The 11,440-nt window shown below is 61.1% G+C and carries 13 protein-coding genes; 12 read left to right on the top strand and 1 reads right to left on the bottom strand.

What is annotated here, in order from left to right; all coding sequences use genetic code 11:
* Positions 1-248 precede the first annotated feature (248 nt).
* Positions 249-941, bottom strand: coding sequence for an alpha/beta family hydrolase (locus BFP96_RS14205; protein WP_065936443.1), 693 nt, complete (start codon positions 939-941; stop codon positions 249-251).
* A 79-nt stretch (positions 942-1,020) separates the two neighbouring features.
* Here BFP96_RS14205 and ccoN (BFP96_RS14200) point away from each other — a divergent pair, with 79 nt between their 5' ends.
* From ccoN (BFP96_RS14200) to BFP96_RS14150, 12 genes are all read left to right on the top strand, one after another.
* A complete protein-coding gene (ccoN, locus tag BFP96_RS14200) occupies positions 1,021-2,445 on the top strand; it encodes a cytochrome-c oxidase, cbb3-type subunit I (protein WP_065894412.1) in 1,425 nt (474 codons plus the stop codon).
* A 10-nt stretch (positions 2,446-2,455) separates the two neighbouring features.
* The gene (ccoO, locus tag BFP96_RS14195; RefSeq protein ID WP_065887896.1) at positions 2,456-3,064 is read left to right on the top strand and encodes a cytochrome-c oxidase, cbb3-type subunit II; all 609 of its coding nucleotides are present in this window, start codon (positions 2,456-2,458) and stop codon (positions 3,062-3,064) included.
* A 3-nt stretch (positions 3,065-3,067) separates the two neighbouring features.
* A complete protein-coding gene (locus tag BFP96_RS14190) occupies positions 3,068-3,268 on the top strand; it encodes a cbb3-type cytochrome oxidase subunit 3 (RefSeq protein ID WP_065894413.1) in 201 nt (66 codons plus the stop codon).
* A complete protein-coding gene (ccoP, locus tag BFP96_RS14185; RefSeq protein ID WP_065936442.1) occupies positions 3,265-4,176 on the top strand; it encodes a cytochrome-c oxidase, cbb3-type subunit III in 912 nt (303 codons plus the stop codon). The genes BFP96_RS14190 and ccoP (BFP96_RS14185) overlap by 4 nt, the downstream gene beginning before the upstream one ends.
* A gap of 421 nt (positions 4,177-4,597) precedes the next feature.
* Positions 4,598-6,040 carry a cytochrome-c oxidase, cbb3-type subunit I gene (ccoN, locus tag BFP96_RS14180; RefSeq protein WP_065887893.1) on the top strand — a complete coding sequence of 481 codons (1,443 nt, stop codon included), beginning with the start codon at positions 4,598-4,600 and terminating at the stop codon, positions 6,038-6,040.
* Positions 6,040-6,648: a cytochrome-c oxidase, cbb3-type subunit II gene (gene ccoO, locus BFP96_RS14175; RefSeq protein WP_025854274.1), complete on the top strand. Its 609-nt coding sequence runs from the start codon at positions 6,040-6,042 to the stop codon at positions 6,646-6,648. Before ccoN (BFP96_RS14180) ends, ccoO (BFP96_RS14175) begins: the two co-directional genes overlap by 1 nt.
* Before the next feature lie 5 nt (positions 6,649-6,653).
* On the top strand, positions 6,654-6,839 hold the full coding sequence (locus BFP96_RS14170; protein ID WP_003193169.1) for a CcoQ/FixQ family Cbb3-type cytochrome c oxidase assembly chaperone: 186 nt from the start codon (positions 6,654-6,656) through the stop codon (positions 6,837-6,839).
* On the top strand, positions 6,836-7,813 hold the full coding sequence (ccoP, locus tag BFP96_RS14165; protein ID WP_065894417.1) for a cytochrome-c oxidase, cbb3-type subunit III: 978 nt from the start codon (positions 6,836-6,838) through the stop codon (positions 7,811-7,813). Before BFP96_RS14170 ends, ccoP (BFP96_RS14165) begins: the two co-directional genes overlap by 4 nt.
* A gap of 116 nt (positions 7,814-7,929) precedes the next feature.
* Positions 7,930-8,088: a hypothetical protein gene (locus BFP96_RS30895; protein WP_163003365.1), complete on the top strand. Its 159-nt coding sequence runs from the start codon at positions 7,930-7,932 to the stop codon at positions 8,086-8,088.
* Positions 8,089-8,426: 338 nt separating this feature from the next.
* Positions 8,427-9,830 carry a cytochrome c oxidase accessory protein CcoG gene (gene ccoG, locus BFP96_RS14160; protein ID WP_065936441.1) on the top strand — a complete coding sequence of 468 codons (1,404 nt, stop codon included), beginning with the start codon at positions 8,427-8,429 and terminating at the stop codon, positions 9,828-9,830.
* Between the two features lie 15 nt (positions 9,831-9,845).
* On the top strand, positions 9,846-10,385 hold the full coding sequence (locus BFP96_RS14155; protein WP_065894421.1) for a FixH family protein: 540 nt from the start codon (positions 9,846-9,848) through the stop codon (positions 10,383-10,385).
* Positions 10,386-10,497: 112 nt separating this feature from the next.
* Positions 10,498-11,440 (top strand): heavy metal translocating P-type ATPase metal-binding domain-containing protein (locus BFP96_RS14150; protein WP_139113402.1); only part of this gene is annotated, 943 nt, incomplete at its 3' end.

Raw genomic sequence — 11,440 nt, 5'->3', positions numbered from 1 at the left:
CGTTTTGCTTACTTTTGCGCTTTTCAAAAGTGAGCCGCCGTCAGGGCGGAACCCTAAGTGGCCGTTACCGCAGAAACGGATATGTACTCGATCTAATCCAACATCCCGGCCAGCCCCGAGGCCGCCATCGGGGGCAAGCCTCCTCCCACATTTGGACCTCGGAACGTCAGGTAGATACGCGTTAGCTCCCTCACCAGAAGTGCGGTGTCGCACCAAAACTGTGTAGATACCTATGCCCCGATAGGTCCCTAACAGGCACCCACAAACTCAGCCACGCGCACCGCAGCCGCCTCCAGATGCTGCTCATGGGTTAACCCCGACGCCTTCAGCGGCTTCAAGTCATGATCCCCCGCCACCAACCACATCACCTCGATGCTCGGCGACAACGCATACCCCTCCACCGCCGCCCGATTACCCAATGCATCCCGCTCGCCCTGCACAATCAGCGTCGGCGTCTTGAGCGCAGCCAAATGCTCGACCCTCGGTTTCTCAGGCTTGCCCACCGCATAGAACGGATACCCCAGGCACACCAACCCAGCGGCGCCCAGTTCATCGGCCAATAGACTGGCCATGCGCCCGCCCATGGATTTACCGCCAATCGCCAGTTTCCCAGCGACATGACGTCGCACCTGCGCATACACCTCGCGCCAGGCTTCCAACAGTTTCGGCGCCGGATTCGGCGGGCGCTTGCCGCCGTCCAATCGACGTTGCGCCATGTAGGGAAATTCGAAGCGCAATACGTTGACGCCATGCCCGGCAAGGCGCGCAGCCATGTCGTTCATGAAGGCCGAGTCCATCGGCGCACCTGCGCCGTGGGCCAGGATCAACGTGACAGGCTGGCCCGAGCGGGTGCCCGTGGCGACATCCCACAGCCAGCCGCGTTCACGCACACAGTGCGCCCATTGATCCCCGTCAATACTGGCCTTGTGCTCTTTGCCCATGCTTGCCTCGCTTTTTAGTCTGCCTATAACTCCAGCCCAAGTGCCGCATCTGCTTGGGTTGAACCGTGGATGGGGAACCATGAACACTACTTTAAGTACCGCCTATAACTACAAGGTGGTCCGCCAATTCGCCATTATGACGGTGGTGTGGGGCATCGTCGGCATGGGGCTCGGGGTTTTTCTCGCGGCCCAATTGGTTTGGCCTGCGCTCAACTTCGATTTGCCCTGGACCAGCTTCGGTCGCCTGCGCCCGCTGCACACCAACGCGGTCATCTTCGCCTTCGGCGGCTGCGCGCTGTTCGCCAGCTCCTTCTACTCGGTGCAGCGCACCTGCCAGACAACGCTGTTCGCACCGAAAATCGCCGCGTTCTGCTTCTGGGGCTGGCAACTGGTCATCCTGCTGGCTGCAATCACCTTGCCGCTGGGCTACACCAGTTCCAAGGAATACGCCGAGCTGGAATGGCCGATCGACATCCTGATCACCATCGTCTGGGTCGCCTATGCCATCGTGTTCTTCGGCACGGTCATGAAGCGCAACACCAAACACATCTACGTCGGTAACTGGTTTTTTGGCGCGTTCATCATCACCGTGGCCATTCTGCATATCGTCAACAACCTGGAAATCCCGGTCAGCCTGACCAAGTCCTACTCGCTGTACGGCGGTGCGACGGATGCCATGGTGCAGTGGTGGTACGGCCATAACGCTGTAGGCTTTTTCCTCACCGCAGGCTTTCTCGGGATGATGTACTACTTCGTGCCCAAGCAGGCCGAACGCCCGGTGTATTCCTATCGCTTGTCCATCGTGCACTTCTGGGCGCTGATCACCCTGTATATCTGGGCCGGCCCCCACCACCTGCACTACACCGCGCTGCCGGATTGGGCGCAGTCGCTGGGCATGGTGATGTCGCTGGTGCTGCTGGCCCCGAGCTGGGGCGGCATGATCAACGGCATGATGACGCTGTCCGGCGCCTGGCATAAGTTGCGCAGCGACCCGATCCTGCGCTTTCTCGTGGTGTCCCTGGCGTTCTACGGCATGTCGACCTTCGAAGGCCCGATGATGGCGATCAAGACCGTCAACGCCCTCTCCCACTACACCGACTGGACCATCGGCCACGTACACGCCGGGGCACTGGGTTGGGTGGCGATGATTTCCATCGGCGCGCTGTACCACATGATCCCGAAAGTCTTCGGTCGCGAGCAGATGTACAGCGTCGGCCTGATCAACGCGCATTTCTGGCTGGCCACCATCGGCACCGTGCTCTACATCGCCTCGATGTGGGTCAACGGCATCGCCCAGGGCCTGATGTGGCGTGCGGTCAACGAAGACGGCACCTTGACCTACTCCTTCGTCGAAACCCTGGTGGCCAGTCACCCTGGCTTCATCGTGCGGCTGGTGGGCGGCGCGGTGTTCCTCAGCGGCATGTTGCTGATGGCTTACAACACCTGGCGCACCGTGCGTTCGGTGCAGCCTGTCGAAGCCGTCCCTGTCGCGCAGCTGGCCTGAGGAGTCTGTGATGAAACACGAAACGATTGAAAAGAACGTCGGCCTGCTGATGCTGCTGATGGTGCTCGCCGTGAGCATCGGTGGCCTGACCCAGATCGTCCCGCTGTTCTTCCAGGACGTGACCAACAAGCCGGTCGAAGGCATGAAGCCCTACACCGCGTTGCAACTGGAAGGCCGCGACATCTACATCCGCGAAGGTTGTGTGCAGTGTCACTCGCAGATGATCCGCCCGTTCCGCGCCGAGACCGAGCGCTACGGTCACTATTCGGTGGCCGGCGAAAGCGTGTGGGATCACCCCTTCCTGTGGGGTTCCAAGCGCACCGGCCCGGACCTGGCCCGCGTCGGCGCACGCTACTCGGACGACTGGCACCGCGCGCACCTGTACAACCCGCGCAACGTGGTGCCGGAGTCGAAAATGCCGGCTTATCCGTGGCTGGTCACCGCCGCCGTCGACAGCAGCCACACCGAGACCAAGTTGAGCGTGATGCGCACCCTCGGCGTGCCCTACACCGATGACGACATCGCGGGCGCGGTTGCCAGCCTCAAGGGCAAGACCGAGATGGACGCGCTGGTTTCCTACCTGCAAGTGCTCGGCACTGCCATCAAGAGCAAGAGGTGAGCCATGGGATTTGAATTCGATGCGGGTACTATCCGCGGCCTCGGCACGCTGGTGGTGGCCATCGCCTTTATCGGCCTGTCGCTGTGGGTATTCAACAACCGGCGCAACGCGGAGTTCGAGCAGGCGCGCCTGCTGCCGTTCGCCGATGAGCCTTCTCCACACAATGCTCAAGAAGAGCCTGCAACAAGGAGCAACCAGCCATGACCCTGTTTTGGAGTACATGGATCTGCGTACTGACCCTCGGCAGCCTGATTGGCCTGACCTGGCTGCTGATCGGCACCCGCAAGGGCGAAACCAAAGGCAGCGTCGACCAGACCATGGGCCACGCCTTCGATGGAATCGAGGAATACGACAACCCGCTGCCCCAGTGGTGGTTCATGTTGTTCGCCGGCACCCTGGTGTTCGCAGTCGGTTACCTGATCCTCTACCCGGGCCTGGGCAACTGGAAAGGCGTACTGCCGGGCTATGAAGACGGCTGGACGTCGGCCAAGGAGTGGGACAAGGAAATGGCCAGGGCTGACACCAAGTTCGGGCCGATCTTCGCCAAATTCGCGGCCATGCCCGTGGAAGAAGTGGCCAAAGACCCGCAGGCCTTGAAGATGGGCGGTCGCCTGTTCGCGTCCAACTGCGCGGTGTGCCACGGCTCGGATGCCAAGGGCGCGTATGGCTTCCCGAATCTTGCGGACAACAACTGGCGCTGGGGCGGTTCGGCCGAAGCGATCAAGGCCACCATCATGAACGGTCGCCACGCGGCGATGCCGGCCTGGGGCGAAGTGCTGGGCGAGGATGGGGTGAAAAATGTCGCCGCCTATGTGCGTCACGACCTGGCCAAGTTGCCCTTGCCGGCGGACAACAACGCCGATTTGGCCGCCGGCCAAGCCGCATTCAGCACCACGTGCGTCGCCTGCCACGGCCAGCAAGGCCACGGCGTGGAAGCCATGGGCGCGCCGAACCTGACCGAGCCAGGCGGCTTTATCTACGGCACCAGCCTGGCGCAGTTGCAGCAGACCATCCGCCATGGTCGCCAGGGCCAGATGCCGGCGCAGGAACTGTTGCAGGGCAATGACAAGGTGCATCTGCTTGCCGCTTACGTGTACAGCCTGACCCATTAGCACTGGTAGGAGCGAGCTTGCTCGCGAAGAACGTCAACACAACGCGATAGACCAGACTGACCGCGTGACCGTTGACGTTTTTCGCGAGCAAGCTCGCTCGTACCGTGTGGCGACATTCGCGACCAAGTGTCACACCCCTTCAAAACCCAACTGTCCCCTCCTCGCTTTCGGGTCTACGCTTGTTCCTGCAGTGGGCCAATCCTGGCGTACGCGACGGTATCCGTTGCGCCCTCGAAAATTCCTGTCCACTCGATCAGCTTTAGATTTCTGACTTTGTCCTTACACAAAACAGGGAAAGTGCGCAGAATCTGGCGTGGAACGCCTTGATACAGGTCAGTCATTGCGTTGCAATGGCCCCCCGCTTTCTACATACTTGCGGCCGATTTTACCTATAAAAATACTTAAACCGTGGAACCTTAGAATGAGCACAGCAATCAGTCCGACTGCTTATAACTATAAGGTGGTTCGCCAGTTCGCCATCATGACGGTGGTCTGGGGAATTCTTGGCATGGGGCTCGGGGTGTTCATCGCCTCGCAACTGGTCTGGCCGCAATTGAATTTCGACCTGCCCTGGACGACCTTCGGCCGCCTGCGCCCGCTGCACACCAACCTGGTGATCTTCGCCTTCGGTGGCTGTGCATTGTTTGCCACCTCCTATTACGTGGTGCAGCGCACCTGCCAGACGCGCTTGATCTCCGATGGCCTCGCCGCCTTCACCTTCTGGGGCTGGCAGGCGGTCATCGTCGGCGCCATCATCAGCCTGCCCCTGGGCTACACCACCACCAAGGAATACGCCGAGCTGGAATGGCCGATCGCCATTTTGCTCGCCATCGTGTGGGTGACCTATGCCGTGGTGTTCTTCGGCACCATCGTCAAGCGCAAGACCAAGCACATCTATGTCGGCAACTGGTTCTACGGGGCGTTCATCCTGGTCACGGCGATGCTGCATATCGTCAACCACGCGTCCTTGCCGGTGAGCCTGTTCAAGTCCTATTCGGCCTACTCCGGCGCGACGGATGCGATGATTCAATGGTGGTACGGGCATAACGCCGTCGGCTTTTTCCTGACCACCGGGTTCCTTGGAATGATGTATTACTTCGTGCCGAAACAGGCCGAACGCCCCATCTACTCGTATCGCCTGTCCATCGTGCATTTCTGGGCGCTGATCACCCTGTATATCTGGGCAGGTCCGCACCACCTGCACTACACCGCGTTGCCGGATTGGGCACAGTCCCTGGGCATGGCGATGTCAATCATCCTGCTGGCGCCGAGCTGGGGCGGCATGATCAACGGCATGATGACCCTCTCGGGCGCCTGGCATAAGCTACGCACCGACCCAATCCTGCGCTTTCTGGTGGTGTCCCTGGCGTTCTACGGCATGTCGACCTTCGAAGGGCCGATGATGGCGATCAAGACCGTCAACTCGCTGTCCCACTACACCGACTGGACCATCGGCCACGTACACGCCGGGGCACTCGGCTGGGTGGCGATGATTTCCATCGGCGCGCTGTATCACATGATCCCCAAGCTGTTCGGCCGCGCGCAGATGCACAGCGTCGGGCTGATCAACACGCACTTCTGGCTGGCCACGATCGGCACCGTGCTCTATATCGCCTCGATGTGGGTCAACGGCATCACCCAGGGCCTGATGTGGCGTGCGATCAATGATGACGGCACCCTCACGTATTCCTTCGTCGAAGCGCTGCAAGCCAGCCACCCGGGCTATATCGTCCGCGCCCTGGGCGGTGCGTTCTTTGCCGCCGGCATGCTGTTCATGGCCTACAACGTCTGGCGCACCGTGCGTGCCTCCGACCCGGCGCAAGCTGAAGCCGCCGCCAAGATCGCCGTTGTGGGAGCCCACTGATGAAGCATGAAGTCGTCGAGAAGAATATCGGCCTGCTGGCCTTCTTCATGGTCATCGCCGTGAGCATCGGTGGCCTGACCCAGATCGTCCCGCTGTTTTTCCAGGACGTGACCAACAAGCCGGTCGAAGGCATGAAGCCGCGCACCGCCCTCGAACTGGAAGGCCGCGACGTCTACATCGCCAACGGCTGCGTGGGCTGCCACTCGCAGATGATTCGCCCGTTCCGCGCCGAAACCGAACGCTACGGCCACTACTCGGTGGCCGGTGAAAGCGTGTGGGATCACCCGTTCCTGTGGGGCTCCAAGCGTACCGGCCCGGACCTGGCCCGTGTCGGCGGGCGTTACTCCGATGACTGGCAGCGTGCGCACCTGTACAACCCGCGCAACGTAGTGCCCGAGTCGAAAATGCCGGCGTACCCGTTCCTGGTGGAAAACAAGCTCGACGGCAAGGACACCGCGAAGAAGATGGAAGTCTTGCGCACCCTGGGCGTGCCCTACACCGACGAAGACATCGCCGGTGCGGCCGCAGCCGTAAAGGGCAAGACCGAAATGGACGCATTGGTGGCCTACCTGCAAGGCCTTGGCACCCTCATCAAAAGCAAACGGTGACCGGCATGGATATCGGCATGATTCGTGGCCTGGGCACCGTTGTGGTGATGGTGGCCTTTATCGGCCTGGCGCTGTGGGTGTTCAGCCCACGGCGCAAATCGGAATTCGACGACGCGACCATGCTGCCCTTTGCAGATGATCCCGAAGCCATCAAGCACGTCGAGCAAGCGTCTAGGAGTAACAAAGAATGACTACGTTCTGGAGCCTGTACGTCACAGTCCTCAGTCTGGGTACCATCTTCGCCCTGACCTGGCTGCTGCTGTCGACCCGCAAGGGCCAGCGCGCCGAGCAGACGGACGAGACCGTAGGCCACTCGTTCGACGGTATCGAGGAATACGACAACCCGCTGCCCAAATGGTGGTTCATGCTGTTTGTCGGCACCATCATCTTCGCCCTCGGTTACCTTGCGCTCTACCCCGGCCTGGGCAACTGGAAAGGCCTGCTGCCGGGCTACAACTACCTCGACAACGACAAGCAAACCCCGTTTGCCAATGGCCAGACCGGCTGGACCGGCGTGCACGAGTGGGAAAAGGAAATGGCCAGGTCGGAGGCCAAGTTCGGGCCGATTTTCGCCAAATTCGCCTCGATGCCGATTGAAGAAGTCGCCAAGGACCCGCAAGCCCTGAAGATGGGCGGTCGGCTGTTTGCCTCCAACTGCTCGGTGTGCCACGGTTCCGACGCCAAGGGCGCCTACGGTTTCCCCAACCTCACCGACGCCGACTGGCGCTGGGGCGGCGACCCGGCAACCATCAAGCAAACCATCATGCAAGGCCGCCACGCGGTCATGCCAGGCTGGGCTGAAGTGATCGGCGAACAAGGCGTGGCGGACGTAGCGGCGTTCGTGGTGACCAACCTCGACGGCCGCAAACTGCCGGAAGGCGCCAAGGCCGACGTGGCCAACGGCGAGAAACTCTTCGCCGCCAACTGCGTGGCCTGCCACGGCCCGGCCGGTAAAGGCACGCCCGCCATGGGCGCGCCGGACCTGACGCACCCGGGTGCGTTCATCTACGGCTCAAGCTTCGCCCAGCTGCAGCAGACCATCCGCTACGGTCGCCAGGGCCAGATGCCGGCGCAGGAGCAACTGCAGGGCAATGACAAGGTGCACTTGCTGGCGGCGTATGTGTACAGCTTGTCCCACGGGGACAAGAAGGCTGAAGAGCAGTAAGTCCTCGAACACAACAAAGCCCCGCTCAGCGAAAACTGACGGGGCTTTGTTGTTTATTGCTACGACAGGCGACAGGCGTTAAGTTTGAAGGCGACTTTTTCAATCGAGACTGATGCATGAACGAAGGCAACGTCATACTCCAGCAAAGTAATCAGGAAGAAGTAAACGAAGCGGGTGCTGCAAATATTGCCGACATGCTGCAAATGCCTGATGACAACATCGAATTCACCCCTGAGCGTGCAACCATTATTGCCAGGCAGCAGTTCGATCAGTGACTCACTTAAGCGGCCCCCATCCTGAAAATACCAAAGATCAAATGTGAGAGCCGGGCTTGCCCGCGACACATTCGACCTGTTTTGTTATGAAGACCGGGTCTCTTGAGTGAACGGTTTCAGGGGCTGCCCGCCCAACACAACAGCAAAAACCGTCCATACTCAACAAGTCAATTGATCCAGGTCACTTACACCATCAATTGATTTGCCCCAACGCGACCAAAGGTCGCACCCTTTGCGCACCGTCGGGAGCGTATCATTAGGCCACTGCAACACCCCCAATTTGACCGCGGTTGGCACGTACTGGCCGAGGCAAATCTCCACCGCCGTGGGATGCAATGATGAGCGACCAGATACCGGTACACGACGTTACCCCGCCTGCCAAAAGCGTCGACCTCTACGCTTCGCGAGAGAAGATTTATACCCGCGCCTTCACCGGCCTGTTCCGCAATCTGCGCATGCTCGGCGGGGCCGCACTGTTCCTGCTCTACTTCGGCACCGTGTGGCTGAACTGGGGCGGTCACCAGGCGGTGTGGTGGAACCTGCCGGAGCGTAAGTTCTTCATTTTTGGCGCCACCTTCTGGCCCCAGGATTTCATCCTGCTGTCGGGCATTCTTATCGTCGCGGCATTCGGCCTGTTCTTTATCACGGTGTACGCCGGACGCGTGTGGTGCGGTTATACCTGCCCGCAAAGCGTGTGGACGTGGATCTTCATGTGGTGCGAAAAGGTCACCGAAGGCGACCGCAACCAGCGCATCAAGCTCGACAAGGCGCCCATGGGCGCCGGCAAATTCCTGCGCAAGTTCAGCAAGCACACGCTGTGGCTGCTGATCGGTTTTGTCACCGGTATGACCTTTGTCGGCTACTTCTCGCCGATCCGCGAACTGGTATTGGACTTCTTCACCGGCCAGGCCGACGGCTGGTCGTACTTCTGGGTGGGCTTCTTCACCCTCGCCACCTACGGCAACGCCGGCTGGCTGCGCGAACAGGTGTGCATCTACATGTGCCCGTATGCGCGTTTCCAGAGCGTGATGTTCGACAAGGACACGCTGATCGTGTCCTACGACCCACGCCGTGGCGAAGTACGCGGTCCGCGCAAGAAGGGGGTCGACTACAAGGCTCAGGGCCTGGGCGATTGCATCGACTGCACGATGTGCGTGCAAGTGTGCCCCACCGGTATCGACATCCGCGACGGCCTGCAGATCGAGTGCATCGGCTGCGCCGCCTGTATCGACGCGTGCGACACCATCATGGACAAGATGGACTACCCGCGCGGCCTGATCAGCTACACCACCGAGCACAATCTGTCCGGGCAGAAAACCCATAAATTGCGTCCGCGCCTGATCGGTTACGCCCTGGTGTTGCTGGCGATGATCAGCCTGCTGGTGGCCGCCTTCTTCATGCGTTCGCTGGTGGGCTTCGACGTGAGCAAGGACCGGGTGCTATACCGCGAAAACGCCGAAGGCCGCATCGAGAACGTCTACAGCCTGAAGATCATGAACAAGGACCAGCGCGAACACACCTACGTACTCGACGCCGCCGGCCTGCCCGACCTCAAGCTGCAAGGCCGACGCGAAATCAAGGTGGCCGCCGGCGACATCGTCAGCATGCCGGTGGAATTGTCGAGCGCCCCCGAGCAATTGCCGTCGAGCACCAACGAAGTGACGTTCATCCTCGAGGATGCCGACGACACCAGCGTTCACATTGAAGCCAAGAGCCGATTCATCGGCCCACAAGTTCGTTAGACAGGGAATACAAGAATGCCCGCAGCCACTGCCGCAAGCCCTTGGTACAAGCACCTCTGGCCCTGGATCATCATCGGCATCCTTGCCTGCTCGGTGACCCTGACCCTGTCCATGGTGACCATCGCGGTGAATAACCCGGACAACCTGGTCAACGACAATTATTACGAGGCCGGCAAAGGCATCAACCGCTCCCTGGACCGCGAACGCCTGGCCCAGACCCTCCAGTTGCGCGGCAAGCTGCACCTGGACGAACTGACCGGTGAAGTCGAACTGCGCCTGACCGGCTACAGCAACCCGAACACGCTGGAACTGAACCTGATTTCCCCGACCCAGCCAGAGAAGGATCGCAAAATCAACCTGACCCGCAGCGACAGCGAGCCCGGCCGCTACATCGGCCAAGTCACCGACAAGGTCGACGGCCGCCGTTTCGTGGAATTGCTCGGCGTGGAAGGCGACAAGACCTGGCGTCTGTTCGAAGAAGAAGAGGTCAGCCACGACCAGGACTTGCTGCTCGGAGACGAACCGTTGCAAGGTGCCGAAGACCTGAAAAAGTAAAAGATCGCGCTTCGCGCATCGCGGGCAAGCCCACTCCCACATTGGAACGCGTACCCCTGTGGGAGTGGGCTTGCCCGCGATGAGGCCCTTCCAGCCACCAAAGATCCCGACCATGACCACCCCCTGCTACCACTGCGCCCTGCCCGTCCCCGCCGGCAGCCGGTTCACCACCGACATCCTCGGCGAGCGTCGCGAGCTTTGCTGCCCGGGGTGCCAGGCGGTGGCCGAGGCGATTGTGGCGGGCGGGCTGGAAAGCTACTACCGGCACCGCAGCGAAGCCTCGGCCAACCCCGAGGCCTTGCCGGTGCAACTGCTCGATGAATTGACGCTGTACGACCGCGCCGACGTGCAAAAGCCATTCGTGCGCCACACAGGCGAACTCGCCGAAATCACCCTGCTCATGGAAGGCATCAGTTGCGCGGCCTGTGGCTGGTTGATCGAGAAACACCTGCGCAGCCTGCCCGCCGTGGCCGAGGCACGGCTGAACCTGTCCAACCACCGCCTGCATGTGCGCTGGGCCGACGGGCAGTTACCGTTGAGCCAAGTGCTCAGTGAACTGCGCCATATCGGTTATGCCGCCCATCCCTATCAAGCGGACCGTGCCGCCGAACAACTGGCCGGCGAGAATCGCCTGGCCCTGCGCCAACTGGGCGTTGCCGGGCTGCTGTGGTTCCAGGCCATGATGGCGACCATGGCCACCTGGCCGGAATTCAATATCGACCTCAGCCCCGAACTGCATGTGATCCTGCGCTGGGTTGCGATGTTTCTGACAACTCCCATCGTGTTCTACAGCTGCGCACCGTTTTTCAAAGGCGCGCTGCGCGATCTGCGCACGCGTCACCTGACCATGGACGTGTCGGTGTCCCTGGCCATTGGCGGGGCTTATCTGGCGGGGATCTGGACGGCGATCACCGGCGTGGGTGAGCTGTACTTCGACGCGGTCGGCATGTTCGCGCTGTTCCTGCTGGCCGGACGCTACCTGGAACGGCGTGCCCGCGAGCGCACCGCCGCCGCCACCGCGCAGTTGGTCAACCTGCTGCCCGCTTCGTGCCTGC

The sequence above is a fragment of the Pseudomonas sp. 34 E 7 genome, from assembly GCF_900005715.1.
Classification (GTDB): Bacteria; Pseudomonadota; Gammaproteobacteria; order Pseudomonadales; family Pseudomonadaceae; genus Aquipseudomonas; species Aquipseudomonas orientalis_A.
Note: the sequence above shows the minus strand (reverse complement) of the source record. Positions and strands in the feature narration are given on the sequence as shown.